The sequence below is a fragment of the Vibrio sp. TBV020 genome, from assembly GCF_046056895.1.
Lineage (GTDB): Bacteria > Pseudomonadota > Gammaproteobacteria > Enterobacterales > Vibrionaceae > Vibrio.
The window spans coordinates 1,298,035-1,324,283 of record NZ_JBEEAQ010000001.1; the positions used below are offsets into that span (position 1 = coordinate 1,298,035).

The 26,249-nt window shown below is 43.2% G+C and carries 22 protein-coding genes and 1 riboswitch; of the genes, 10 read left to right on the top strand and 12 right to left on the bottom strand.

Translation table 11 applies throughout. From position 1 onward, the window contains the following. Positions 1-24: 24 nt before the first annotated feature. The 3 genes from AAFX28_RS05580 to AAFX28_RS05590 all read left to right on the top strand — a co-directional run bounded on the left by AAFX28_RS05580 (position 25) and on the right by AAFX28_RS05590 (position 5,404). The gene (locus AAFX28_RS05580) at positions 25-1,113 is read left to right on the top strand and encodes a two-component system response regulator (protein ID WP_408686413.1); all 1,089 of its coding nucleotides are present in this window, start codon (positions 25-27) and stop codon (positions 1,111-1,113) included. 26 nt (positions 1,114-1,139) lie between these two features. After that, positions 1,140-2,702, top strand: a complete 1,563-nt coding sequence (locus AAFX28_RS05585) for a response regulator (RefSeq protein ID WP_408686414.1) — start codon at positions 1,140-1,142, stop codon at positions 2,700-2,702. Positions 2,703-2,908: 206 nt separating this feature from the next. After that, the gene (locus tag AAFX28_RS05590) at positions 2,909-5,404 is read left to right on the top strand and encodes a cache domain-containing protein (protein ID WP_408686415.1); all 2,496 of its coding nucleotides are present in this window, start codon (positions 2,909-2,911) and stop codon (positions 5,402-5,404) included. A 48-nt stretch (positions 5,405-5,452) separates the two neighbouring features. Here the strand turns inward: AAFX28_RS05590 and ribB are convergent, their stop codons facing one another. From ribB to AAFX28_RS05615, 5 genes are all read right to left on the bottom strand, one after another. Then, positions 5,453-6,109, bottom strand: coding sequence for a 3,4-dihydroxy-2-butanone-4-phosphate synthase (ribB, locus tag AAFX28_RS05595; protein ID WP_408686416.1), 657 nt, complete (start codon positions 6,107-6,109; stop codon positions 5,453-5,455). A 111-nt stretch (positions 6,110-6,220) separates the two neighbouring features. Next, a riboswitch (FMN riboswitch) is annotated at positions 6,221-6,367 on the bottom strand. 157 nt (positions 6,368-6,524) lie between these two features. Next, positions 6,525-6,773: a DUF3297 family protein gene (locus tag AAFX28_RS05600; protein WP_004412401.1), complete on the bottom strand. Its 249-nt coding sequence runs from the start codon at positions 6,771-6,773 to the stop codon at positions 6,525-6,527. A gap of 78 nt (positions 6,774-6,851) precedes the next feature. Beyond that, entirely contained in the window at positions 6,852-7,013 is a 162-nt protein-coding gene (locus AAFX28_RS05605; RefSeq protein WP_408686419.1) for a hypothetical protein, read from the bottom strand. A 116-nt stretch (positions 7,014-7,129) separates the two neighbouring features. Next, positions 7,130-8,701, bottom strand: a complete 1,572-nt coding sequence (locus AAFX28_RS05610; RefSeq protein ID WP_408686420.1) for an ABC-F family ATP-binding cassette domain-containing protein — start codon at positions 8,699-8,701, stop codon at positions 7,130-7,132. Between the two features lie 286 nt (positions 8,702-8,987). Then, on the bottom strand, positions 8,988-10,880 hold the full coding sequence (locus AAFX28_RS05615) for a diguanylate cyclase (protein ID WP_408686422.1): 1,893 nt from the start codon (positions 10,878-10,880) through the stop codon (positions 8,988-8,990). A gap of 660 nt (positions 10,881-11,540) precedes the next feature. Here AAFX28_RS05615 and AAFX28_RS05620 point away from each other — a divergent pair. Continuing rightward, on the top strand, positions 11,541-13,016 hold the full coding sequence (locus tag AAFX28_RS05620) for a DUF1566 domain-containing protein (RefSeq protein ID WP_408686424.1): 1,476 nt from the start codon (positions 11,541-11,543) through the stop codon (positions 13,014-13,016). A gap of 122 nt (positions 13,017-13,138) precedes the next feature. Here AAFX28_RS05620 and AAFX28_RS05625 read toward each other — a convergent pair whose 3' ends face one another. After that, positions 13,139-14,152 carry a porin gene (locus AAFX28_RS05625; protein ID WP_408686426.1) on the bottom strand — a complete coding sequence of 338 codons (1,014 nt, stop codon included), beginning with the start codon at positions 14,150-14,152 and terminating at the stop codon, positions 13,139-13,141. Between the two features lie 208 nt (positions 14,153-14,360). On the opposite strand from AAFX28_RS05625, the gene AAFX28_RS05630 reads away from it, so the two are divergent. The 6 genes from AAFX28_RS05630 to AAFX28_RS05655 all read left to right on the top strand — a co-directional run bounded on the left by AAFX28_RS05630 (position 14,361) and on the right by AAFX28_RS05655 (position 18,582). Continuing rightward, positions 14,361-15,146: a response regulator transcription factor gene (locus AAFX28_RS05630; protein ID WP_408686428.1), complete on the top strand. Its 786-nt coding sequence runs from the start codon at positions 14,361-14,363 to the stop codon at positions 15,144-15,146. 65 nt (positions 15,147-15,211) lie between these two features. Then, the gene (locus AAFX28_RS05635) at positions 15,212-16,381 is read left to right on the top strand and encodes a MerR family transcriptional regulator (protein WP_408686429.1); all 1,170 of its coding nucleotides are present in this window, start codon (positions 15,212-15,214) and stop codon (positions 16,379-16,381) included. Positions 16,382-16,454: 73 nt separating this feature from the next. Next, positions 16,455-16,991, top strand: a complete 537-nt coding sequence (locus AAFX28_RS05640) for a GNAT family N-acetyltransferase (RefSeq protein ID WP_408686431.1) — start codon at positions 16,455-16,457, stop codon at positions 16,989-16,991. A gap of 158 nt (positions 16,992-17,149) precedes the next feature. Then, positions 17,150-17,740, top strand: coding sequence for a hypothetical protein (locus tag AAFX28_RS05645; protein WP_408686432.1), 591 nt, complete (start codon positions 17,150-17,152; stop codon positions 17,738-17,740). A gap of 17 nt (positions 17,741-17,757) precedes the next feature. Continuing rightward, positions 17,758-18,186 carry a VOC family protein gene (locus AAFX28_RS05650; protein WP_408686434.1) on the top strand — a complete coding sequence of 143 codons (429 nt, stop codon included), beginning with the start codon at positions 17,758-17,760 and terminating at the stop codon, positions 18,184-18,186. A 9-nt stretch (positions 18,187-18,195) separates the two neighbouring features. Then, positions 18,196-18,582 (top strand): VOC family protein, encoded by a 387-nt coding sequence (locus AAFX28_RS05655; RefSeq protein WP_408686436.1) that lies wholly within the window; start codon positions 18,196-18,198, stop codon positions 18,580-18,582. Here the strand turns inward: AAFX28_RS05655 and AAFX28_RS05660 are convergent, their stop codons facing one another. The 6 genes from AAFX28_RS05660 to AAFX28_RS05685 all read right to left on the bottom strand — a co-directional run bounded on the left by AAFX28_RS05660 (position 18,583) and on the right by AAFX28_RS05685 (position 26,194). Continuing rightward, a complete protein-coding gene (locus tag AAFX28_RS05660) occupies positions 18,583-19,383 on the bottom strand; it encodes a Cof-type HAD-IIB family hydrolase (RefSeq protein ID WP_408686437.1) in 801 nt (266 codons plus the stop codon). Positions 19,384-19,518: 135 nt separating this feature from the next. After that, positions 19,519-20,934, bottom strand: a complete 1,416-nt coding sequence (locus AAFX28_RS05665; RefSeq protein WP_408686439.1) for a YfcC family protein — start codon at positions 20,932-20,934, stop codon at positions 19,519-19,521. A gap of 263 nt (positions 20,935-21,197) precedes the next feature. Further along, on the bottom strand, positions 21,198-22,790 hold the full coding sequence (locus tag AAFX28_RS05670) for a BCCT family transporter (protein WP_408686441.1): 1,593 nt from the start codon (positions 22,788-22,790) through the stop codon (positions 21,198-21,200). Positions 22,791-22,984: 194 nt separating this feature from the next. Beyond that, positions 22,985-24,211, bottom strand: coding sequence for a glycine betaine/L-proline ABC transporter ATP-binding protein (locus AAFX28_RS05675; protein ID WP_408686442.1), 1,227 nt, complete (start codon positions 24,209-24,211; stop codon positions 22,985-22,987). Then, positions 24,204-25,103 carry an ABC transporter permease gene (locus AAFX28_RS05680; RefSeq protein ID WP_408686444.1) on the bottom strand — a complete coding sequence of 300 codons (900 nt, stop codon included), beginning with the start codon at positions 25,101-25,103 and terminating at the stop codon, positions 24,204-24,206. The genes AAFX28_RS05675 and AAFX28_RS05680 overlap by 8 nt, the downstream gene beginning before the upstream one ends. Positions 25,104-25,204: 101 nt before the next feature. Next, entirely contained in the window at positions 25,205-26,194 is a 990-nt protein-coding gene (locus AAFX28_RS05685) for an ABC transporter substrate-binding protein (RefSeq protein ID WP_408686446.1), read from the bottom strand. Positions 26,195-26,249: the final 55 nt, after the last annotated feature.

Below are 26,249 nucleotides of genomic sequence, written 5' to 3' on the forward strand. Positions count from 1 at the left end.
ACGATAACAAATATGGGAAACAGTATGAGTTCAGATAAAAAGGCAACCATTCTAACCGTGGACGACACGGTGATGAATATAGAGGTTGTAAAGGGAGTCTTATCGGATGATTACTTGGTTCAAGCTGCGCTAAGTGGAGAGGTAGCACTTAAGATCGTCGCAAAGCGTAAGCCAGATTTAATTTTGCTTGATGTCATGATGCCAGAAATGGATGGTTATGAAGTGTGTGAAAGGCTAAAAGCGAATGAAGAAACCAAAGATATTCCGGTCATATTCTTAACGGCCAAATCGCAAGAGGAAGATGAAACTCGCGGTTTAGCGTTAGGAGCGGTGGACTATATTACCAAGCCAATCAGCCCTCCGATACTGAAAGAGCGTGTGAAAAATCACCTGCTATTGAAAGCTTCAATGGACTTGCTTGCCCAACAAAATCAGGCACTTGAGGAAAAAGTTGAAGAACGTACTCACCAGCTTGGAGAGCTTCAAGATGTTGCAATGGTCGCGATGGGGGCACTGGCAGAGTCGCGAGACCCAGAAACGGGCAACCACATCCGCCGAACCCAGCATTATGTGCGAGTGTTGGCGGCGGAACTGGCCAAAACCGACAAATACCGTTTGTTCTTAACGCCAGAATCGATCACTGCACTGTTCAAATCTGCGCCATTGCATGATGTTGGTAAAGTTGGAATTGTAGACAGCATTCTGCTCAAACCTGGCAAACTTACTGACGATGAGTTTGAAGAGATGAAGCGCCATGCGGAATATGGCAAAAAAGCGATTGAAGCTGCTGAAGGTTCGATGGATGTTGCTGATAACTTTCTGATCTTTGCCAAAGAAATCGCATACTCACATCACGAAAAATGGGATGGAAGCGGTTACCCAGAAGGTTTAAGTGGAGAAGATATCCCGGTATCGGCTCGTATTATGGCGATTGCTGATGTTTATGATGCATTGATTAGTAAGCGTGTTTACAAAGAAGCCTTTTCTCATCAAGCGGCAATAGACATCATTGCAGATGGTAGAGGTACCCACTTTGACCCGTTTATGATTGATTGCTTTATGAATGTTGCTGATGAATTTCAGCGTATCGCTTTAGAGTTTGCGGACAATTAAGCTAATTTTGGACAAGGATGTACTGAATGCAAAACTTTAAGTTGGTTGGGAAAGAGTCGCCATACAAAGGGCTGACAGTCCTGATTGTCGATGACTTTGAAGCGGTGACTCGAACACTCTATAGCGCTTTTGAATCGCTCGGCTTTAAGACCATATTAAAAGCGAAAGATGGCCGTGAAGCCCTTTACCGACTAGAGCATAATATCGTCGATATTATTGTCTCAGACTGGAAAATGCCGAAAATGGATGGGCTTGAGTTACTTAAACGCATTCGTCAAATGGAAGCCTACAAAACGACGCCGTTCGTGATGTTAACAGGCAACTTACAGCAAAGTGACGTGATTGATGCGATTGAAGCTGGCGTGTCAGAGTATCTGATCAAACCATTTTCAATGGCGACTCTGGGAGAGCGGATTCATAAGGCTTTCGTTTCACCTATTCCAAGCTCTGCTGTTACTCGGCTTAAAAAGTCAAAAGAGGGAGAGGATGAACCAGAAGAAGTGGATCAACGCCGAACTATTTTGATCGTAGATGACGAGCCTACTAACCTACAAGTGCTTGGTGAGCTATTAAAGTCTGATTATAAAACTCGGGTATGTAGAAGTGGCGCACAAGCGTTAGACATTTGTTCGAAAGCGGTAAAACCAGATCTCGTTCTACTCGACATCATGATGCCAGAAATGGATGGCCTGGCAGTATGTAAAGCGCTTAAATCTAACCCTGAAACTGAATTTATCCCAATTATATTCGTTTCGGCATTGTCTCAAACTGATGACGTGGTTAAGGGCTTGAAGCTAGGTGCCGTTGATTATATTACTAAACCCATCATCCCTGAGATCGTTTTCGCGCGTGTTCAAACTCACATCAACCTTGTTGTTCAAAAGGAAAAAGTAGTTAAGCAATTGGATCGTTTGATTCAGGCAGCAAGATCGAGAGACGAAGCCGATCAAACTTTTTACCACGACTTAAGAAACCCTCTTACCGCAATCATGACCAGCTTGAGTGCAATACAAGAACGCTCCCCCGAGATAGAAGCTGAGCTAGATATGGTTGCTGATTCTTCGAAGATCATGTCAGAAATGTTAGAAAATCATAACCTGCTGAAAGATCTTGAAGAAGGCAACTACTCCAAACCTTTAGTGCCCGTTACCGCAGACAATGTCATTCAAAGAGTGATTGAAGGGTTTGCTGCCAAAGCGAACGCTAAGCAGGTCAAGGTTGATTTAGACGTCGACCCAGACCATATCTATCAGGGGGATGAGTTACTCAGTTACAACATGTACTCGAACCTGATTAGTAATGCGATAGACGCAGCGCCAACGGGAAGTCATGTCAAAGTTGTCTCTGAGCGCCGCGGTAACGAAATTGTCGTTTCTATTAATAATCAGGGGGAAGTCCCAATTAATATACGTGGTCAGTTTTTTAGTAAGTTCACTACTGCAGGCAAAGTGGATGGCTTAGGTATTGGCGCGTATTCAGCAAAATTATGTGCGCTCGCTCAGGAAGGACGAATTCAGCTCAATATTAAAGAAGGGCAAGGCACAACGTTGATTTTGTATCTAAAAGTACCGGAGTTCAGTGAAAGCTGATCTCGATAGAAGTTTTTACGTAGTTAGCAGCCTAGATAGGCTGCTTTTTTATGGAACAAATGTCACTTTTTGGGTTGGGAATGAGATTTATATCTCTGTTTTGTCATTGGCTTAATACCAAGTTAAAAAAAACTCTGCTAGTTCATACAGAATAGGATGCTGCTATGTATAATTTATAGGAGTTTAATCGAATTGATGAATTTTTCATGGCAACGCTGAATGATCATAAGTTAGTCCTTTTAATACGCTTCGTCCCATCTATTATCGTGGCCTTGTTTGCGACTCTAATCACTGTTGCGGTGATCAACGATAATCATGAGAAAGCGCGTTTAAACAGTGAAGCGCTATACAGCAACATCATTGATCATCAGAAGCAGGTCATCACGAACCAAGTGGAGCAGATCTTTGCTCACGTTGAAACTCAGCAATCGAAAACAGAAGAACTGCTAAAGCACCAAGCCAAGTCTAGGGTGAGTGAAGCGCATCTTATTGCTACTAGCATCTACAACAATAACCCAAATAAATCCAAACTAGAGATCACTAAGATGATCTCCGACGCACTAAAGCCCATCCGCTTTTACAATAACCGAGGTTATTTCTTTATCTTCCAGATGGATGGCATCAATGTCATGCACGCATTGAAGCCACATTTAGAGGGGAACTCGGCTTGGGGCAGTGTAGATGTAAAAGGGACGTTCATTCTGCGAGAACACATTAAGTTGATTAAGCAACAAGGAGGGGAAGCATTTTATCGCTGGTGGTACCAAAAGCCGGGCCATCCCGTCGAGAAAGAGTTCGAAAAAATTGGCTATGGCAAAGCATTTGAGCCTTACGATTGGTTCATTGGCACGGGAGAGTATCTTGCTGATGTTGAAACCGATGTTAAGGGGGCCGTGTTAGATTGGGTTTCCGAATATCAAAATAACAAGCAAGAGAAAGTGTTTATTCTCGATGTTGATGGCACCATCCTCATCCATGAAGATCTCGCGTTAATCGGCAAAAATATTACTGGAATCAGTGAGCAAATAAAGGATCCCGCGGTAGGTTTAGCGAGCATTCATCAAGATGGGGACTATGTCGATTTCAACTTTGAAAAACCGCCTGGAAATATAGCTTCCAATGAAGGAGTGGCTTTTATTCGTCCTTTTTCACCATGGGGATGGGTCATTGGGTCTTCTTTTTCACTCGAGGAAATCAATCACTACATTCTTACGCAGCAACAAGAGCTTGAACAAAGCAATCAAGAATATCTTACCCAACTCATTGCACTCAGTATTCTATCAACGCTCATTATGGTGGCGGTTAGCTATATAGCGAGTCAGCTCATCGTGAGACGTTTTGATAAGTTTCAGCAAAGAATTTCGGACGATTTTGGCCGTTTAGAGCAAACCAAAAATCAAATGCAATATATGGCGCTTCACGATCCATTAACTGGGCTGGCAAATCGCAGTGCATTGATTGATTCTATCTCTCAAGGGATGGAGATTACACGTTCTGAAGGACAATGCCTTGCCGTTGTGTTTCTTGACTTGGATGACTTCAAAAAGGTCAATGATCTCTATGGACACGCTATAGGCGACAAGTTGCTGGAAAGCTTAAGTCGGAAATTTGAAGCTGTGTTAGACGAGTATGACTCGGTAGCTCGTTTTGGTGGTGATGAGTTTATTTTCTGCTTGCCGCTACTTAAAGACCGAAGTGCTGCTCAAAGAAAAGTTGAGATAATACAAAGTACATTTAAAGATCCATTTCTTATAGATGGTAAGTTACTAAGCGCTAACTCGAGTATTGGCGTCAGCTTGTATCCGTTAGATAGTGATGATCCTTCGACGCTTATTACTAATGCTGATATGGTTTTATACCGTTCTAAACAGCATAAAAAGGGCAGTGTGCTGTTTTTCAATGAAGACATTAATCGTCAAATAAAAACGGAATACAGAGTCGAACAGCTATTAAATAGTGCGCTGCAACGAAGAGAAATGAGTGTCGTCTATCAACCTCAGATATGTGCTGACACTCAAAGTATTGTTGGTGTAGAGGCGCTAGTAAGATGGACAAATCAAGAGCTTGGGTTTGTCGGGCCAGATGTATTCATACCGCTCGCAGAAAACAACGGGTTGATTGTTGATATTGGCCGTTTTGTTTTTCAGCAAGCGTGTGAAGATATTTATCGAATCTCTCCTAATGGCCAAGATGCATTACGTCTTTCCGTGAATGTATCGCCGAAAGAACTACTGGTTGATGACTTTACGCACTCCATTGAACGCACCGTAGAAAGTGTCGGCATTGATCCAGCGCGACTTACCATTGAAGTGACGGAGAGTATTTTTATTCATGATTTGGAGCGAGTAGTTCCAATTTTAGAACATTTACAAACGCTAGGGTTTGGCATTTCGTTAGATGACTTTGGCACTGGCTATTCATCGCTGAGTCATTTAAACCATTTAACGATCAATGAGCTGAAGATTGATAAAAGCTTTGTGACCAATATGGTCAACAATGCTCAGAGTAACGCATTGGTTAAGGCGATTCTTGCTATTAGCAATACTTATCAGCTTGATGTTGTTGCCGAAGGGGTCGAAACCAAAGAGCAGTATTTGATGTTGACGTCGTATGGTTGTCAGTCGATTCAAGGTTACTTCTTTGCTAAACCTATGACATATGACGCTTTAAAAGAGTGGATGTTAAAGAAAGAACACGCATAGTGGTGGGATATTGAAAAAGCCAAGCAACGTATCGCTTGGCTTTGTTTATTATGCTAGTTTTAAATCAAATTGTTGGCGGTACATGACCATATCTTCAATCGTTAGAACCGGCATATTGTGTAGTTTACCAAAAGCAACGATTTCAGGTGTTTTCGCCATGCTACCATCTGGGTTCGCAACTTCACAAAGCACGCCAGCAGGTTGTAACCCAGCCATTTGCATCAGGTCGATAGTGCCTTCAGTGTGACCACGACGAGTCAATACGCCGCCTTTGCGGGCACGTAGTGGGAATACGTGACCAGGGCGAGCAAGGTCTGATGGTTGTGCAGTAGGGTTAGCTGCGGTTTTAATCGTAGTCACTCGGTCTTGAGCGGATACACCCGTGGTAACGCCAACTTTTGCTTCAATTGACACGGTAAAGGCGGTTTCGTTTGCACTGTTATTATCTTTGACCATTGGCGTTAGTTCTAAGCGGTCTGCTTGTTCTTCTGGCAAACATAGACACACAATGCCGCTGCATTCACGGATCATCAACGCCATTTGTGCAGTGGTTAGAGACTCTACTGAGTAGATGATGTCGCCTTCGTTTTCACGATCTTCATCATCAAGTAATAGCACACCACGACCTTCTTTTAAGGCTAATAGTGCATTTTCAACGCGTGTAATTGGGTCGCCGAACTCGGCAAGAAGTGATGACTGATTCATGGTTAACTCCTAAATATCACCAGAATCAGGGCATGCATGAGCACTGAAATAGATTCATACCATTTCAGCCAAAACGAAATGCACCACGTCATACAGAGTATGGTGGCGTACTTTCATTCTCTCTCATCCGGACTATAACCGTCGGCTCTGGGTTTTCACCAGATCTGCTGACCTCGACGTATCGAGCGCTCGCGGGCTCACCTTAACGATGTAAGGAATACCGCCGGTGGGGAATTTCGCCCCGCCCTGAGAATAAATTAAACGTTTGCTATTAAGCGGTTAGGATTCTATCGCTTCTGAGAGGAAAATCAACAAAGCGACTCAATATCATGAGGTGAGGCATGGATATGATGTGAAAAATAAAAAAGACAGCGCTAGGCTGTCTTTTAAATACGAATCATCGTGGCTAAAAGGGTTATTTGTAGAACGCTTCTACTTCGCCTTTTAGCTTAATAAGCATTGGGTTACCCCAGCGGTCTTTTGCTTTTGGTGAAGGAATTTTAACCCAACCTTCACTCACGCAGTACTCTTCAACATCAGTACGCTCTTTACCGTTTAGACGGATACCAATGTGGTGCTCAAAACACTCTTTTACAAAATGTGGGCTGCGTGGGTTACCTGATAGGTGATCTGGTAACTCTGGTTTAGCGTTGTTATCGCTCATGATTATGACCTGCAATATATTTAAGGTGACGCATTGTAGACAATACAGAGCACGGCGACAAGACAGAGTAAGCGGTTACTACTCGTCTTCTCCACATGCGGCGCATACTTGGTAGGTTCTTTCCCCTTCGCTAATGACAAAATGCTTACGCACGCATTTTTCGCACAAGGCTAGAGTTGGATAAGCATCTTTTTGTTTTTTTGAGCTGGTTGTCACTTCAACCACGTAAAATTTGCGCATGAGTTTACCACCGTAGACAGAAGTTCGAGATGGTATCAAACTGATGCACATAAGGCACGACATCTGAATGATGTAGAATCCGGCAAAGCAGAGCAGATCTGCCTTACCGGTGTTGGTTAGCTCATCACAATTGTACTGCTAACCCCTGACTCTGATGCAAAGTCATGATCATGGCTGACGAGAATATATCCTCCCTGATATTGCTTCAATGCTTGGGCAAGATTAATCTTGGACTCCAGATCGAGGTGGTTGTCTGGCTCATCGAGTAACAACAAAGGTTGAGTCGGCTGGTGGCTAACAATCAACATGGCGAGTTTCATTTTTTCACCTCCACTGAGCGCAGCGCCCTGTCGGAATACACTGTCTCGGCGAAATCCTATACCAGCTAATAAGGTGCGTGCGTCACTTTCGCTCATACCTTCACACTGCGACATTAAATTGTCTAACAACGATAGGTGCTGATGTATAACTTGAAAGTGTTGGTCAAGATAATAGAGTGGAGCGTTGATTTGGCACTCTCCTCCCATAAAAGGCATTTGACCATACAGTGACTTGAGTAACGTGGACTTACCACTCCCGTTCTTTCCGATTAAGTGCAGCTTATCATTTGCGAAAATTTGTAATGTTATGGGTGCTCTCGAGCCATACTTTAACGTTACGTCAAGCAACGATATGATTCTCTTCGTACTTGATTCTGCTTCGGTTAAATAAAGCTTTTGGGTTTTTAGTTGTTCTTGCCTTTTTCGTAATACACTTTCTTTTTGTTGCAGATGGCTCATTCTAAGCTGTTCATTCTTATTGCGGCTCGCGAGTCGATTTTCGGCGCTGTTTTTCATTCCGTCCAACAAGATTTTAGGCTGACTGCCATCTTTACGGAGTTTGTTAGTTTTAGAGGCTCTTTGGTCGGCTTTCTCCTTGTTTTTCTGGGCTTGCTCTATAACTTTTCGTTGATCTTTCTCGACACTGTTTAACTGTCTTTCAACGGCTTGAAGCTCATTTTGTTTTAGCTTTTTATAGGTGTCATAGTTCCCACCAAATGTATGCAAACCAAGTTTGGATAGTTCCCATATTTCGTCCATCTCTCTTAATAGTTGGCGGTCGTGACTAATAAGCAGTATTGATCCTTTGAAGTTCTTCATTGAACGAATAAGCCACTGTTTGCCTTGAGCATCTAGGTGATTAGACGGCTCATCGAGAATAAGCAGTTCTGAATCGCTTTCAAACAATTGCCAAAGCTGCAATCGCGCAAGTTGCCCACCACTCAATTGGGAACAGCAAAACAGCGGATCTAACGGTAATTCTAACTCTGCAAGTTGCTTTTTGAGTTTCGTTTCTAAATCCCATTGTTCACCGATAATGCTGAATAGCTCTTCATTACAACTTCCTGACTCAATTTCTTTAATCGCTTGAAGAACGGATTCTTTCCCTAAAAAGCGGGCAATTGAGATGGTTTGTGTGAAAAACGCATCTGTTTGCTGGTGATAGATTGAAAATGATCGTGGTATTGAAACGGTACCACCCGATGGGGATATTGCTCCTGACAAAATTGATGCAAGAACAGACTTACCAATGCCATTTCGTCCGACTAATCCCACGCGAGGTTTTGTCATCGAACAAGACACTTGGGTAAAGAGTTGATCACCGTTGTCAAAGTTGTAACTGATATTATGAGCGCTAAATACTGGCATGTGTTGCCTCCTGTAGTACAGGGAGACAGCCGTAGCTATAAAGATGTCTGATGAAGCCAGATCAGTGCCGCAGAGAAATCACACCTCAAAATAAGGCAGTTTCTGAACGCAAAGAAATAGCTGTGGTTGAGCTACGCCTACTAACCCTGTAAATCCAAAGAAAAGTTGAAGTTGGATGACAGGTTTAGTTGTTCATGTTGGCGTAATCTCCTAAAGAAGTGATGGGGCGAGTATACCTACCGCGTAGGCCAAAAATCAAGCAACCCTACTGAAAGGTTGCAAAAGGTCACACATGGATGTGATATCGGTTTCTTCCGTCTTCTTTCGCTTGGTAGAGAGCTGAATCTGCTTGTGAAAAGGTCTGTTCCCATTGATTAGCAAGGGTTTGTCCATCACAGATTTTTGCGCCCATCGAGATAGTAACTTGAAACAGATTAGCGCCGTCTGAATAACAGTGCTCTTCTATGCAGGCTCTTAGTCTTTCAAGGATGCTGTTGATATCTTCATTATCTTCGAGTGGAATGAGCAAGATAAACTCTTCGCCTCCCCAGCGAATCAGTGTGTCTTGTTTGCGAAGTTGACTTTGAAGCACTTGCACCGTTTGCATCAATACAGCGTCCCCAACGTCATGGCCATGGCGATCGTTAAATGACTTAAAGTGATCGATATCTAGCACGGAAACTAAGAAGCTTGAGTTATTTTTGGATGATGCTATTTGCTCAAGCCAATTTTCTAGGTAGCGTCGGTTGTATGCTCCAGTCAGTGCATCAGTGTTGTTTTGAGCTGTCAGTTCGTGATTAGAGCGTTTTAATCGCAGTAAACTTCGCACCACGAAATAGGTCAGTATCAAAAATAGTGTAACGTACAAGATTTCTTTGGAACGTTGGCCTTTTAAAGTCGCTGCTTGTAAGGCGTTTTGAGCTTCTAATAACTCGACTTCGCGTTTGTTTAACTGACGCTCCAGAGTGCCTTTCTCACTAATGATTTCTTCGTTGTAAGTTTGTTTGTAGAAGTCTTGTTTGAGTAACGCCACTTGCTTCATGTAATTTAATGCTTGTTGATAGTCGCCGCGCTGTTCATGAGCTTGAACTAAGTTTTCTAATATTGTTATTTCCCAAGCCGTTTCTTGGCTTTCAGATATCGCTAGAATATTAAGAGATTTATGGGCGTAGATGATCGACTCATCATAATCTCCTTGTGCCAAATAGGCTGCAGAAAAGGCGTCGTAGCATGTCGCTAACATAATTGGAGATTCAGGAGATTGCTCTGAAAGACTAAGACATCTTTGTGCCATTTCTAACGCTTCTTTAGGTCTACCGACGGTAGAGTAGAGCTGTGACAAATCTGATAGTGTCGAAAACTTAATTCGGCTAGAGCCCGTTTTATCTGCTTGCTGGAGTGCCAAGCGCATGTAATCAGTGGCTGTATCGTGATCGCCTGTAGCAAAATAGATGGCACTCGAATTCGCATACAAAATCGCCTCAAAGAGACTGTTATCGTAGTGGTTAGTTTCATAGAGCTTCACAGCCCTTTTGATGTAAGTGTTCGCTTGCTCCCATTCTTCAGACTGCATGTAGACGGTGGCAATGTTGTTGAGAGTCATGGTCGCTTGGAAACTGTCACCAATCTCGCTGACTAAAGCGAAAGCTGTCTTGTAGTAATTTAGGCTCGCTTTAATATCAGAACGTTGAATTCTGATATTACCTAGCCAGCGATACGCCCTTGCAAGTAAGCGTTTATAGCCGATCTCTCTCGCTAATGTGATCGTTTCGTGCAGTAGGAATTCCCCTTCAAGCAACATATCAGATTCAATGAGCTTAATCGCTTGATTCAACTTAGCTTCAGCAATGATCCATTCGATCTTAGAGTCTTGCCCAAGCGCAACCAAATCAGGGATTGTTTGAGTCTGAATACCTTCGTACTTATGAAGGTTTAGTAGACCTAAAAAGTACAAGGCACGAGTTTGAGAGCTACTATTAGCGGGCAGTGATACATCATCGGCAATAACCTGACCTGGGCGGCACAAAGAGTGGTAGTAGAAATCAAGCATTAGGCGATCTTGTTCCTCAACTTGATTGTAGAGGAAGTCTTGTTGTGACTCTACGTTGCATGCCGCTTGGGTTGGCAAACTAACGCCAAGAACAAAGTAGGTCACCACAATTAAAATATAACGCTTCATTAAACAGCAATACTCTTTGTTGGCCTAATACAATAGTTTACCATTTTATAAATAACCTGCACTTTATTGTGGCTAAAACTAAGACCGTTTACTGAGCAATTGAAGTGTTCTCCTAGATCATTGTGACTCGATTGAAGTCTATCCAACCGTTGGCTAATAGTTCAGGGGTGGATATTGTTTCAGAGACACTCAGATCCTGCTGTACATGATAGAGTGGTTGATAAATCCCCTTAGTGATCAGATCTTTTTCTATTCTTAAAAAGGCATTCAATTTTTGCTTGTTGGTGGAGCGTTGATTCGCGTTGATAGCTCGATTTTACAGCCACTGTTTTAATTGGGTGTTTAAGCAAGCTTCATTGGAAAAAGTACACAGCAACCAACCTAACCATGACATTTCCAAATCATTCCCAAGACTTCACCTGTTATGATTACGTCGAAATATGCCGATAGGTTTAGCGGCATCAGGTTACTTAGTCACTTTGTTTGGCATCAGTGCTGTATTTGCTGTCTGTTTGATCATTCAGCTTATGTCTGCTTTGGTGTTATGCGGAACACCCGTTAGGAAAATACTGTAAAGCTTTACACATTTTTACGTAAGATCTTCATTTCTTTACTTAGCGTTTTCTACACTATGGCTAAGAAATAAATTAAGGGATGACGATGAATACATTATGGAAACTTAGACTATTAGCTTTAGCGAGCTTAAGTACCTCTATTGGGAGTGTATTTGCTAGTTCGCTCTCGACTCCTATTGTCGATACGAACCAGACTCAATGTTTTGATACCAAAGATCTAATGAGTAGCTGCCCCTCACTTTCTTCTTCCACTTTTGGACAAGATGCTCAGTATCAAGGAAACATGCCGAGTTATACCAATAATGGCGATGGGACTGTTCGTGACAATGTGACAGGATTGATTTGGAGTGCGACTACAGATCTTAATGGTGATGGTAAGATCAATGTAAATGATAAGCTTAGCTATGAACAGGCTTTAGAATACGTTGAATCGCTTACTTTGGCTGGGGCAGATGATTGGCGTCTTCCAACAATTAAAGAGTTGTACTCACTAGTATTGTTTGACGGGCAAGATCCAAGCGGATTTAACCGTTCGGGTGAGGTTGACCTTATACCGTTTATTGATGCACGTTACTTCGATATGAACGCTGGTGATGTTAACTCTGGAGAGCGGCTGATTGATAGTCAATTTGTATCGAGTACTAGGTATGTCTCTACCACGATGAACAGAGATGAGACTGTATTTGGAGTTAATTTTATTGATGGCCGTATTAAAGGCTATGGAATGCGAAGCCCTAAAGGAGGGGACAAAACCTTTTACGTCTTAGCGGTACGTGGTAATCCAAACTATGGGAAAAACGTGTTTGAAGATAATGGAAATCAAACGATTTCAGATCAGTCAACGGGCTTACTTTGGCAACAGTCTGACAGTAGAACACCAATGGATTTTCCCAGAGCTCTTTCTTATTGTGAGAACCTAACAGTCTCGGGTATAAGCGATTGGCGTTTACCTAATGTTAAAGAGCTTCAATCTATTGTCGACTATTTACGTTCTCCTGCTACCACCGGAAGTGCTGCGATAGATGGTATGTTTGATGCAACGCCAATTGAGAGTGAGGCAGGTAAGACTGATTATGCAAATTACTGGAGTAGTACTACACATATCAACTTAAGGAGTGGTGCGAATGGCGCGTACGTAGCGTTTGGCTCTTCTCTTGGTTATATGAATAATCGTTGGATAGATGTCCATGGCGCGGGTTCTCAGCGTAGTGACCCTAAAGAGGGAAATGCGGGTCAGTACCCTACAGGACATGGTCCTCAAGGAGATGCTATTCGTATTGAAAATATGGTGAGGTGTGTATCTAAAGGTGATGTCACTTTTGTATTGCAGCCCACAACAATTGAACGATCAGCTAAAACATTCGTTAACAGCGGTTCCGCTTCAATGAGTAAGCCTTCAGGTGGAAAATCAAACAGTGGACATTTTTCAAAGATGGATATAAACGGTGATGGAAAGTTGTCTCGCACGGAAGTGAAAGGTCCGCTTTCGAAAGACTTTAACCGAATCGATAGAAACAATGATGGTTACATCACGGAGGGTGAGTTACCTAAGCGAAAGTAACCAATAAAAACACACTCTGAGCCTCAAGAGTGTGTTGTTTCAAAGGACAGCATGGAAAGGCGATAAAGCCAATTAGTGTGAAACAAAAAAGTTGGGTAGAAGGACTACCCAACTAAAAACAATTAAAATGCGTAGTAAACACCAGTAACTACAGTCATTGAGTCTTCAGTCGCCCAATCAGCGTCTGCTTGCTGGTATTCAGCAAATGCAGTGATGTTTTTCGCAACTTGGTAGTCAGCACCGATAACCCAGTTTGTTGCGTCACCTTGGTCTGAACCTGTCATTGCTTTTACATCGGCAATTGAATAAGTCGTGTAAAGACGTGCTTTCTCAATTTTGTAAGAGGCTGCTAGACCTAGAGTATCACCTTTAACAAGGGCATCTGTTTTGTAGAAGCCAAAGCTATCAACACCTTCGAAATCAGCATAAGTTGCCGCTAGGAATACGCCTTTGAATTCTGTAGATGCTGACATGCCGAATAGTTCAAAATCCGCTGCAGATGAAGTGCCTGTAGCAGCAACTTCGCCAGTAATGTAAGAAGCACCAACACTGAATAGGTCATGCTGGAAGTCTGCTGAGAAACCGTAGGTGTTGTCTGTGTCATTGTCAGCAACAGTGTTTGCATCAACTACGAATGTCATTGGGCCAAAGTTAGCTTTACCAACAAAACCTTTGCCATCGCTCTCACGGTGGTTACCACCAGCAGAGCCCATGTAGTTACCTTCATTTGTAATATCGTCTTTCTCGATAGCATCAGAAGAGCTTGCTAGGTCGCCAACTTCACCCATTGCAACGCCCCAAGTTTCAGTCTTAAGGCCGATAAGAACATCATCAAAGTTCGCTTCAGAATCTGTACCTGTGTACCAAGAGCCTGCTTCGATTTCGAAAGAGGTGAAACCCGTTAGAGTGTCTGTGATTTTTTGCTCAGCATCCATCTGAACCTTAGCCCACATATTAACATCTGGGTCGGTTTTTACACTTTCCTTCTTAGTATTGTCATAGATGTCTGTTGTTGCAAAGTAACCATCAATCTCACCAGAGAAAGAAACTTTTGTTGTATCTGTTGAATAGATATCACCTGCGATTGCTGGCGTTGCAACGGCTGCAACAAGCAAAGAAAGTAACGTTTTTTTCATGACCACTACCTATTGTTTTTAGTGTTGTGTTAACAATTGGTGATGATTCTGGCGTAAGATTTATGTCAAAAATACCGTAGATCTACTGCAATAAAACAATGTTTTTTAAATTGCAGTAAACTTACTATATGCTTTAGTATGGTTGAGCGAACGTTTCATTCACCCGAGAAAATATTAACTAGCATCACCGTAACAAAGGATCGAGTACATGCTTGAACAAGTGCCAACAAGCTTTGAAAAGTTGTTGATTAAACAGTCTAATCAATTGACTCTAACCGAGGCTGATAAGTTTCGAGAGACATTTAAAGTTGTTGCATTAGAAGCACTTAACTTTTTTAAGCTCGATAGGCTGACGCTATTTCCAAACTCAATTATCTCTCTTAAAGAAGGCAAAAGCATGACGGTTTCTAGACCCAATGTTCCGGAATTAAGATTTGATAAGTTCGCGATGGGCAATTACGAAGAGTACCTCAATATTCTGAAAGTGAAACGTCCTTGGCAAGTATTTGATGCTGACATGCTACGAGCACATCCACTTGTTCCATTGCGAATTTTGTATCGAGAAGGCGCTCGTTGGCATGGTGTTATTCAACTTAATTTGTTTGGGCAAACTTGGGGAGCATTAGCATTTTCACGCTTTCATGAAGATAGCGACCCTCTTTCTAAAGCAGATATCGAAAGATTAAAACTGCTTTGTGATAGCTGGCTCTGTTTTTGGCAGCATTCTCTGGTTACGCGCAGTCTCTCTGACCAAGATACTCGTTTGGTTGATGAGAATGAAAAGCTATTGATGCTAAGCAAGAAGCAGTGTTCAGTACTGACATTGCTAGCGCAAGGGTATACGGCGAAACAGTGTGCAGAGAAACTCTTCTTAAGCCCTAGAACCATTGAATCCCACAAATATCGAATGCAAAATGCGTTAGGCTTTTCTTCCCACAATGAGCTTATCCAATTTGCTCTTCGCAATGGTTTTGGCGTAAAGGATTATGGATAACTTGACCTGTCTATAGCTTTATAGTTTATCTTAAGGTTATTCAACCTTCACTATAAGTCACTGCTATGTACAAAATCTCGCAATTGGCCTCTTTGCTCGGCATTTCACGCACAACATTGCTCTATTACGAGAAACTCGGCCTAATCAAAGGTCAGAGGTTAAGTAATGGTTACCGAACCTATGGAGACAAAGATCTCCAACGCTTAAAACTACTCCAGAACCTACAAGCTGGTGGCCTATCTCTAAAAGAGTGCCAAGCCTGCCTTGATGCCAAAATTGACCGCACGATATTGCAAAAACGTCTTACAGAACTGGATCGCGAGATTGAACAAAAACAAACATCTCGCGAACTATTGTCGGCGTTATTAGGTGAACGTCCACTAGAAGAATGGCACTCTAAACTCGACGAAATTGCTCCCGATGCTCACTTAGAGTGGTTAATGAAACAAGGCTTCGATGAGAAGCAGGCGATGCATCTTAAATGGTTATCAAAAGATATGAATGAACACGAACGTTACATGCAAGATTTTATGCTGGTCTTCAAAGAGCTTGAAAGGTGGGGACCAGGGAGTGAGTTTGACACTCAAAAAGCGATTTCCCAGCTACCAAACTTGTCTGGAGAATGGCTGGAGATTGGTTGTGGGCAAGGTATTGCAACGCAAGTATTAGTCAGTCATTCCGATGCTCATATTACTGCGGTTGATAATGACCAACCCGCGCTCACATTCTTAGAAAACACGCTTACTCAGCAGGAGCAAAAGGACCGCGTGACTACGGTATGCGCTGATATGGCGAAACTACCTTTTACTGAGCAAAGCTTTGATGTGGTTTGGGCTGAATGTAGCGCCTACATCATAGGTGTAGAGCAAGCTCTAAAAAATTGGCACAAGCTACTTAAAACCGATGGAATTTTAGTATTGAGCGACTTGGTATGGCGAGCCAGTGAGCCGAGTGATGAGGCTAAATCTTTCTGGCAAGGTGAATACCCAGACATGAAGTATGCAAAAGAGAGAGCTAAGCAGGCTCAGGCTTTAGGTTATGAGGTCTTGGGCTCTTTTCCAATCAGTGACGGTGCGTGGGACGACTATTACTTACCTTTAGAGCAGCGAGTTATCGAACTTGAAGCGCGATTACAAGGTTCTAAGGCCCTAGAAAGTCTTCATGCTGAATTGGCGGCTTACCATACTCGTAATCACCAATTTGATTATCAGATGCTGATTCTAAAAAAAGTGTAATTTATGGATTTCCGTTATTGACCTGTCTACAGCTTTACAGTTTATGCTATTCGCACAATAAAGAGGTAACAGCATGAATTACAGTTTATATAACGCAAAAGAAACCGACACTATTATCCAACTATTTATTAAGACATTTGGCGATTCAGAAGGGCAGTCAGTTGGAGAACAAATTGGTGGATTAGTGACAGACTTGATCACAACGACGCCAGAGCAGGACCTTTACGTCTGCATTGCAAAAGAAGAAGAGGTTATTACGGGTGCGATTCTTTTCACACGTATGACCTATGAGTCAGAGCAACAAAGCTTCTTGATGGCTCCTGTTGCAGTACATACGGATTATCAAGGTAAAGGTATTGGCCAAGCGCTGATTCAGTTTGGTTTAGAGGCGATGCGCAATGAAGGCATCAATATCGCCTTTACTTATGGCGACCCAAACTTCTATACCAAGTCAGGCTTTAAACCCGTTGAAGAAAGTGCGTTTAAAGCACCACTACCACTGAGCTTCCCTCATGGTTGGATGGCGCAGTCCCTGACAGGATCAGAGATTGATTCTCTCGCAGGAGACTCTCAGTGCGTTCCGGCATTTAACAAACCAGAGTTCTGGTAACTAGAATAGTAAAACCGACAGTGTCAGGCTGTCGGTTTTCTATTTTTTGCGATACAGAGATATTGATGTAGGCGAGACTTTTGCCTTTTAGTTCGCGTCGATATGAGGGTTTTATCCTATGATTCAATCAGATGGTATTTTTGAATCAAGGATTGAGTATGAAGTGGGTGCTAGGCATCATTGCTTCGCTACTAATGAATATAGCGGTAGCGAGCGAAACCAAGGACGAGCAAGCATTTGTCAGTATTAATATGACGCTGGAACTGAATGGTATCGAGAAAGCGATTCAAGATACGAGGCAATCTCTAGATGGGATTGGTGGGGCACTAGAAAGTATCTCCCAAAGTGAGAACTTAACTCCAGACCAAAAAGCTCAACTGGGCGATACTATCAATAACCTTAACCAACTGGTTGTTTTATCGAAGCAGTCGGTTGAAACGCTTCCCAGCACTTTCCAACGATCTCAGCAAGCTCTAGAAACGAACAGTCAGCGTTTTCTTGATGACCTTAGGCTGCAAATTATCGTTATCATTGGGCTGGTGGGCGTCGTGATTATTGCGATTATTGCTGCTATTTTCTGGTTCATTCTACGACCGATGCAAAGTACATTGGTTGAGACCACACATAATATCTCATCAATGGCCGGAGCGATTAAGACAACCGCTCAAGCGCTTGATGCCATATCTAATCAACAAGAAGAGATTTCTCAGAGATTAGAAGCCGTTAATCGTTCAGCTGGAAAAACTTAATGACAAAGGTAGCCAACATGGAACCACGTATCAGTATCATCACTCTAGGCGTGCAAGATCTTAAACGTTCATTCGACTTTTATAGCCAGTTAGGCTTTCCGAGTTCTAGGTCACCTGAAGATGGCATCATCTTTTTTAAGACGGGTGGAGTATGTTTAGCACTTTACCCAATAAAAGCCCTAGCCGAAGATGTTTCACCGGATATGTCAGTGAAAAAAGAAGGGTTCAGTGGAGTAACATTAGCGCACAATACTCGCTCTAAAGCGGACGTTGATGAGCTTCTTAAGAAAGCGGTAAGCTTAGGTGCAACGTTAGAGAAACCTGCTCAAGATGTTTTTTGGGGAGGTTATAGCGGTTATTTCTCAGACCCTGATGGGTACCTATGGGAAATCGCATACGGAGATTGTTGGGAGTTTAATGAAGATGGCTCGTTAGTCATTGATTGAGGTAATTGAGTGCAGCTAAAACGAATTCATCATGTCGCAGTTATTTGTTCAGACTATGTTGCGTCTAAATCGTTCTACACGGAAATTTTAGGCCTAGATGTTATTGCTGAGAATTACCGAGAGGAACGTGACTCTTTTAAGCTTGATTTGGCGTTACCAGATGGTAGCCAAATTGAGTTGTTTTCATTTCCCAACCCACCCGAAAGGCCATCTCGACCGGAAGCTCAAGGGTTGAGACACTTGGCATTTGCAGTCGATTCAGTAGAAGAGTATGTGGTGTACCTTGAGCGAAAAGGTGTTGCGGTAGAGCCAGTAAGGGTCGATGAATTTACCGGTAAGCCGTTCACTTTTTTCCAAGATCCTGACGGCTTACCGTTAGAGTTATATGAGGCGTGATTAGCTCAATAGCTCTCGTTTAATTACCTTGAACACGCCTGCGTCTTTATTGCTTGGCGCTTCAAAGCGAGCGATTTCTTTTAGTTGAGGGTGAGCATTAGCCATAGCGTAAGAGTGGTAGCTTGCCTTCAACATTTCTAGGTCGTTTAGGTAATCGCCGAAGCTCATGGTTTGTTCGTAACTAAAACCGAGTTCTTGCTGTAGGTGCTCAATCGCGGCGCCTTTAGAAGCTTCTGCGTTCATTACATCAAGCCAAATCTTTGCACTCACTACGACTTGATGGCTTTCGCCAAATGCTTCATTGAATGAAGGATAGACGTTTTGTTCTGTGCCACCAAAATGACAGACAGCGACTTTAATAAAGTCATCATCGACGGCTAATAGATCTTCGACATATTCACAACGTTTGTAGTATTTCGCAAACTCTTCCAACGCTTGCGGATCTTGCGTTTCAATGTATGCAGACTTTTTACCACAAAGTACAATTTGCGCGCCTTCAATTGCACGTGCTTGTTTGATAATCGCATGAATGGATGCTTTATCTATTTCGCAACTATAAAGCTCTTTGCCTTGATGCATCACCATGGTGCCATTTTCACAAACAAACATCATACGATCGCTAATTGGTTTAAAGGTTTCTATCAAGCTGTAGTATTGACGACCAGAAGCAGCGGCAAAAATTATTCCTTTTTCTTCCAGTTGTTCATAAAGATTAAATATTTCTGGGTTGAGTTGGCTGTTCTCGTCTAGGAGTGTTCCGTCCATATCGACAGCAATGAACTTAATGTCTGGAGTGTTCATCAGTATGGGTATCTACTATTTATGGTTGGTGTATCTAGAGGCTAAATTACACGAGTGACTATGCGATACAAGACAAATTTTCACCCGATAATAAAAACCCTCCACTTTTGGAGGGTTTTACTTATCAATTGCAGGTTAAAAAGGACCTAATTCAATCATTTGAGCGATGACGACGGCGATTAGCGCAGCGATAGACCAGACTAAGAAAAGCGGTAAGAAGAACTTCACCCATTTTCCGTAAGGCACTTTTGCGATCGCGAGTACTGCCAGAAGACCACCGTTAGTAGGGTATATGTAGTTTGAAATACCATCACCTAGCTGAGAAGCAAGGGCTGCCACCTGACGAGTCACTTCACCAATATCCGCTAAAGGAATAATGATTGGCATAGTAATTACTGCCTGACCACTACCTGATGGGATGAATAGGTTAATCAGTGCCTGAGAAAAGTAAATCCCAGCAGCGGCGACAAGCTGGGAGCTACCTGAAATCATTTGGGCTAGGTAGTAGATGATCGAATCAACAATACGAGCATCTTCCATAATGGTTAACACTGAACGAGCAAAGAAGATGATGAGTACAGCTACTAATACGTCTGAGCAACCTTTTGTCCAGTAGTCACAGATTTTGTTTGGTGATAAACCACCAACTAGACCAGGAATAATTGCCATGGCAACAAAGCAACCTGCGATCTCTGTGAAGCCAAAGTTCATCGTCAGGGTGCCGAAGATCATGTAGCCAAACACGACTAAGAATGCTATACCAGCCAGCTTTTCTTGTGTACTCAGAGTCTTAGCTTCAATGTTTGAATCGTAGCTATAACCCGTCCCGTTGAGTAGGCTCTTACTTGGATCCTGTTTTACTTTTCTTGCGTAGTTTAGTACGTAAAGTGCGCCAGTGATTAGCATAAACATGCCAACAATGAAGCGATACCACATACCTGAATACAGCGGTAACTCGGCAATCTTGTGGGCAATACCAGTAAAGAATGGATTGGCTAACGCTGCGGCAAACCCTGCACAACTTGCGAGCAGAACCACACCTAAAGCGGTTATAGCGTCGTATCCTAACTTGATACAGATAGGGATCATCAACGAAATGAAGATCACATCGAGTTCACGCATTCCTGTAAAGGTTACGTTGAAAAAGATAGCTGTCATGATCACTGGTGCGATTACGTACAAGCCTTGCTTATTAAGCTTAGTGGTCAAAGCAACAACAGAGGCATCAAGTACTCCCATACGCTTGATGACTCCAAATGCGCCACCCACAAAGAAAACCACACCCATAACGCCTGCGGCAGACTTAAACCCTTTAAAGAAAGACTCAAAAAATGAAGAAAGGGTAGTCGGGTTGCTTGGCAGTTGACTGTAACTATCTGGGTCAATCATGGTTCGGCCGTCGACAATAATGCGCTCAAATTCGCCTGCCGGGATGAAGTAACTTGCAATAGCAGCAATGATCACCATGATAACGAGCGATAGAAATGGGTGGTTTACACCTTTTTCTTCAACTGGTGGATTTATTGCAGATGCTGTGGTGTTAATTGTCATAAATTCCCCGTTTTCGTTTCTAACAACATAAACTGATCGATCGGGGTAGAGTGCTTCCGTGACATGTGCCAAGTGCAATTCTTGGCGATTTTACAAATCGATAAATCAGTAGAAAGCGGCGCAGGGTAGCAATTGTGAGATCTATGTCAAACTTTAATGGTACTTTATTCTAATTTGAGGTGTAAATATTATCTGGCTGTAGAACCTTAGTTCAAACAAAAAAGCCTAGCGAGTTGCTAGGCTTTGAATGGATCTGCAAATTTTTATGCGTAACTGAGCTTGTGGTGCTGCATTTCGGTACGTAGACCAAGCAGCAAGCTCCAGCACATCATCAACAAAATAAAGGCGAATGGTAAAGCCATTGAAACTGTACCCGCTTGTAGAGCTTGAATTGATTCTGTTCCACCAACCCAAAGCAATACTGCCGCGATAGCGCCACCGATAGTAGCCCAAAAAACACGCTGAGGAACTGGGGCATCTACTTTTCCGCCTGATGTGATGCTGTCGATTACCAGTGAACCTGAGTCCGATGAGGTAATAAAGAACACCATGATTAGGCCAATTGAGACTACTGACAGCAACGAACTCATTGGCAGTGCGTCATAAGTGTGGAATAGCGAGAGCGTAATGTCTTTTAGACCATTCATGCCTATCTCTCCAACTTTATTCGCCACTTGATCAATCGCGATGCCGCCAAAGATTGCCATCCAGATTACGATAACCGTTGTTGGGATAAAGAGTACTGCCACAACGAATTCACGGATAGTACGACCTTTAGAGATGCGTGCGATGAACATGCCTACGAATGGTGACCAAGAGATCCACCAAGCCCAGTAGAATACAGTCCAACCTTGCATCCATGTTTCATCTTCACGGCCATGAGGGTTACTTAATGGAATGAAGTTTTCGATGTAACCCATGAGTGCTGTTGGGATAGCTTTAATACCCACTAGGCCACCTGCGATAGTAACGAAAATTAGCAGCGCAAGTGCGACTACCATGTTGACGTTACTTAGCACCTTCACACCACCATCAATACCGCGAATTACAGAGATAGTCGCAAGAAGCGTGATCACTGCGATAACGGCTAGCTGCATGCCAATGCCGCCATCAGTACCAAATACATGGTTTATACCACTCGCTGCTTGCTGCGCGCCTAAACCTAAAGAAGTTGCCAGGCCAAATAGCGTCGCGAGAACGGCTACGATATCAACAATATGACCGAACCAACCCCATGTTCTGTCGCCCAAAATAGGGTAGAAGATAGAACGGATGGAGAGGGGCATGCCCTTGTTAAAGGTGAAGAAGGCAAGAGACAGCGCAACGATCGCATAAATTGCCCAGCCGTGAAGACCCCAGTTGTAGATAGTTGCACCTAACGCGAGCTTCGCAGCCTCAGGAGAATAAGCTTCAACACCAAGAGGAGTTTCATACCAGCCAGTAAAGTAAGCAAGTGGCTCAGCTACGCCCCAAAACATCAGGCCGATACCCATACCAGCAGCAAAAAGCATCGACATCCAAGATAGTGTTGAATGTTCTGCTTTGGCGTCATTACCACCGATGCGTATCTTGCCATACGGGGAGACAATGAGGGTAAAACAGAAGACAACAAATAAATTTGCTGACCACATGAAGAAGCTATCAAAGTTACCGATTACTTGCCATTTCATACCATCTAAGGCGGCTTTGGCAGTTTCTGGTTCAGCAATTAGAAGAGCGATAAGAAAGAGAATGATGGCGCCGGCACTGATGCCAAAAACCGGATTGTGGACGTCAAATCCCCACTTTTGGACGTTGTCCTGACCGACAGTATAGTCAGTACTTTCAATACTATACCTATCCTTAGTACTACTCATTAATCCTCACAAAATAGTTAGAGTTCGAAACAAATTTCAGGCAAAGACTAACAGAAGTTTGAGATAAACTAAAGATTGATCACAAATTGAAGTGAAAGTGACGACTTTATAGGAAGAAAAATTGCGATGAACTCTAACTATTTAATAAAACGCCAGTTGTTAAACTGACGTTTTATTATCGTGCGATGTTATGGCTACGAAGCCTTATCGAGCTTTGGGCTATCCTTGGTTTCCTCTTCACTAGGTTCAGAGAAAATTTCTGCAACAGCACTTCGTTCAAGCTCTCCTTGAAGGTTGCCGTCATCATCGACAACGGGGAGTGAGTAATCATAAGACATGGTATCAACTAACACTTCTTCAATCGCAGCGTCTGGTGAGACGGCTGGGACTTCTTCATAGATCTCTTGGTTGATTTCTTCTTGTGATGTCTCTTTCGCCGCGTCGAGTAGACCTTCTTTCGTTAGTACGCCTTGGTAACCATCTTCCGTAACATGATATGCGTAATCTTGTTTGAAGCCTTTCATTTGAGCGATCGCTTCTTGGATAGTATTCGCGGTAATGCGATAAGCGGGTGGGTTCATGACGGTTTCGACCGTTAGTGCTCTTGCGCGGTTTACATCTTTCACGAATGCTTCAACATAATCATCGGCAGGGTGGAGTAAGATTTCGTCTGGCGTACCTTGCTGGACTAATTCACCGTCTTTCAAGATTGCAATACGGTCACCAAGGCGAAGTGCTTCATCAAGGTCATGTGTGATGAAGACAATCGTCTTGTGCAGTTTTTCTTGAAGCTCGATCAGTTGATCTTGCATTTCACTTCGAATCAATGGGTCAAGAGCGGAGAAGGCTTCATCCATAAGCAGAATTTCTGCGTCAGTACATAAGGCTCTAGCTAAACCGACACGTTGCTGTTGACCACCGGAAAGTTGGGATGGATATTGTTTCTCATAGCCCTTTAGACCAACGGTTTCTAGCCATTCTGTTGCTTTGTGGTATCGCTTGGATTTTTCAATCCCTTGGATTTCTAACCCGTAAGCAACGTTATCAAGGACGGTTCGGTGTGGCAGTAAGCCAAAGCGTTGGAATACCATCGACATTTTATGGCGGCGGAACTCTTCAAGCTCTTTTTGATTGAGCTTCATGACATCGGTGCCTTCAACAAGGATTTGACCCTCAGTCGGATCAATAAGGCGGTTGAAGTGACGTATTAGGGTCGATTTGCCTGAGCCAGAAAGTCCCATTATGACAAAGATTTCGCCTTGCTTAATACTCAAGTTAATCTCTTTTAAACCAACGGTATGGCCTGTCTCAGCAAGGACTTGCTCCTTACTGTCACCTTGTTTAACTCGAGACATAACCGATTGTGGTTTATTGCCAAAGACCTTATACAGTCCACTGATTTCGATGAGTGGTTTAGTCATGTTTCAGATCTCCAAGGTGAGCTTGAGTGCGTTTTGCATATGCTTGAGAAGCACGATCAAACAGGATAGCGAGTGCAACAATCGCGAAACCGTTCAACAAGCCAAGTGTGAAGTACTGATTGGTAATTGATTTAAGAACTGGCTGACCAAGACCCTTTACACCAATCATCGAAGCAATAACAACCATAGACAGCGCCATCATGATAGTTTGGTTAATGCCTGCCATGATGGTTGGCATTGCGAGTGGAAGTTGGACACCGAATAGGCGTTGTTTGGCACTGGCACCGAATGCGGTTGCTGCTTCGAGGACCTCTTTATCAACCAAACGAATCCCCAAATTGGTTAAGCGAATGACAGGAGGAATCGCATAAATGATCACGGCAATAAGTCCTGGGATCTTACCGATACCCAGAAGCATCACCACAGGAATCAAGTAAACGAACGCAGGCATGGTCTGCATAACATCTAGCATTGGTGTAACAATGGATTGAACTCTGTTGGAACGGGCCATTGCTATCCCAATCGGAATACCGAGAACAATTGCGAGTAGGGTACACACGGTGATGATACTAAGAGTTCGCATGGTGTCTTCCCACATTCCAAAATAACCAATCAGAATCAATGAGACAAAACAGCCCACCGCAAGTTTCCAAGAGCGACTAGCCGCGTACACAAGTCCCGTAGAAACGGCGAGAATGATCATCCAAGGTGTGGAAATAAGTAGTTTTTCAAACCAGATAAGAAAAGAGAGAAGAGGGTCGAAGAATGATTCGATCAAATCACCATATTCACGTGAAAAGTCTCGATATGCGCCATCTAGCGTCTTTCGAATGGCTCTAAGATCAGAGCGCTCCATCTCAGGAAAGCTGTTGAACCAGCTATCATTTGACATCAATAAGTTCCTTTTATTCTCGTTCATCGCAACATATGTCGCGATGAACGAGTACTTCTATAGGATAGCGCCAATTGCGCTAAGCGATTTTGAAGGTTGCGTTACAGGGCTTGTTTAATTTTGTTCGCGACGTCTTGAGGTACCCATGCTTGCCAGATCTGTGGGTATTCTTCCAAGAAGTGGAACATCGCTTCTTCACCGTCTGCTTGATTGTCTTCCATCCATGCAAGCAGCTGGTTCATGTCGGCGTTAGTAAAGCCACGCTTAGCAAAGTATTCATATGCTTGTGGTGCGCGAGTAGCAAACTCTTCGGTTGTGATTGTGTGTACTGGTGACGGCGGGTACATAGTAGGTTTTGGATCCGCACACTCTGCTTGAGTTGTACAGTTAACGAACTCATCTGTATCAACGCCACTACCGAAGTCGACTTTGACCATCTCATATTTACCTAACACAGCCGTCGGAGCCCAGTAGTAACCAAACCACGCTTCTTCACGTTCGTAGGCTTTAGCGATAGCACCGGAAAGGCCTGCACTTGAACCAGGGTCTACTATGGTGAAGCCAGACTTATCTAAAGCCATCGCATTAAATAAGTTACCGGCACTGATTTGACAGTTCCAACCAGCTGGGCAGCTATAGAATGCAGATTGTTCAGGATCTTCTGGGTGTTCGAAAAGTTTCGCGTGTTTCTTTACGCCCTCAATTGTTGCAATCTCAGGGTGTTTCTCTACTAGGTAAGCGGGAACCCAAAAGCCTTCTTCACCACCATCGACGAGTGACTTGCCTGCGTAACGAAGGCGTTTTTCAGCCACACCTTTATCAAGTGCATCTTTCAGAGCATTGCTCCACAGTTCAGGTGCGACATCCGGTTGGCCTTTTTCAATCATTGACGTGCCAGTCGGCATTGTGTCACCAGGGATTAGCTCAGCATCACATCCATATCCATGTTCTAGGATGAATCGGTCAACGTTAGCTATCACGGTAGCGGAGTTCCAGTTCATATCTGCGATAGTTACAGTGCCACAGTCCTCTGCTTGGGCTTGGAAAGCGGTTGCGGTTAGGGTTAGTAATGCAGCCGTTTTTAGTTTCATTTGAATTTCCTTATTAATGAATACGTTGTAATGGTAGTGAATTAATATTTAGAGT

Coding starts and splice junctions, on each gene's coding strand:
- AAFX28_RS05580 (WP_408686413.1), top strand. CDS start 25: ATGAGTTCAGATAAAAAGGCAACCATTCTAACCGTGGACGACACGGTG.
- AAFX28_RS05585 (WP_408686414.1), top strand. CDS start 1,140: ATGCAAAACTTTAAGTTGGTTGGGAAAGAGTCGCCATACAAAGGGCTG.
- AAFX28_RS05590 (WP_408686415.1), top strand. CDS start 2,909: ATGGCAACGCTGAATGATCATAAGTTAGTCCTTTTAATACGCTTCGTC.
- ribB (WP_408686416.1), bottom strand. CDS start 6,109: ATGAATCAGTCATCACTTCTTGCCGAGTTCGGCGACCCAATTACACGC.
- AAFX28_RS05600 (WP_004412401.1), bottom strand. CDS start 6,773: ATGAGCGATAACAACGCTAAACCAGAGTTACCAGATCACCTATCAGGT.
- AAFX28_RS05605 (WP_408686419.1), bottom strand. CDS start 7,013: ATGCGCAAATTTTACGTGGTTGAAGTGACAACCAGCTCAAAAAAACAA.
- AAFX28_RS05610 (WP_408686420.1), bottom strand. CDS start 8,701: ATGCCAGTATTTAGCGCTCATAATATCAGTTACAACTTTGACAACGGT.
- AAFX28_RS05615 (WP_408686422.1), bottom strand. CDS start 10,880: ATGAAGCGTTATATTTTAATTGTGGTGACCTACTTTGTTCTTGGCGTT.
- AAFX28_RS05620 (WP_408686424.1), top strand. CDS start 11,541: ATGAATACATTATGGAAACTTAGACTATTAGCTTTAGCGAGCTTAAGT.
- AAFX28_RS05625 (WP_408686426.1), bottom strand. CDS start 14,152: ATGAAAAAAACGTTACTTTCTTTGCTTGTTGCAGCCGTTGCAACGCCA.
- AAFX28_RS05630 (WP_408686428.1), top strand. CDS start 14,361: ATGCTTGAACAAGTGCCAACAAGCTTTGAAAAGTTGTTGATTAAACAG.
- AAFX28_RS05635 (WP_408686429.1), top strand. CDS start 15,212: ATGTACAAAATCTCGCAATTGGCCTCTTTGCTCGGCATTTCACGCACA.
- AAFX28_RS05640 (WP_408686431.1), top strand. CDS start 16,455: ATGAATTACAGTTTATATAACGCAAAAGAAACCGACACTATTATCCAA.
- AAFX28_RS05645 (WP_408686432.1), top strand. CDS start 17,150: ATGAAGTGGGTGCTAGGCATCATTGCTTCGCTACTAATGAATATAGCG.
- AAFX28_RS05650 (WP_408686434.1), top strand. CDS start 17,758: ATGGAACCACGTATCAGTATCATCACTCTAGGCGTGCAAGATCTTAAA.
- AAFX28_RS05660 (WP_408686437.1), bottom strand. CDS start 19,383: ATGAACACTCCAGACATTAAGTTCATTGCTGTCGATATGGACGGAACA.
- AAFX28_RS05665 (WP_408686439.1), bottom strand. CDS start 20,934: ATGACAATTAACACCACAGCATCTGCAATAAATCCACCAGTTGAAGAA.
- AAFX28_RS05670 (WP_408686441.1), bottom strand. CDS start 22,790: ATGAGTAGTACTAAGGATAGGTATAGTATTGAAAGTACTGACTATACT.
- AAFX28_RS05675 (WP_408686442.1), bottom strand. CDS start 24,211: ATGACTAAACCACTCATCGAAATCAGTGGACTGTATAAGGTCTTTGGC.
- AAFX28_RS05680 (WP_408686444.1), bottom strand. CDS start 25,103: ATGTCAAATGATAGCTGGTTCAACAGCTTTCCTGAGATGGAGCGCTCT.
- AAFX28_RS05685 (WP_408686446.1), bottom strand. CDS start 26,194: ATGAAACTAAAAACGGCTGCATTACTAACCCTAACCGCAACCGCTTTC.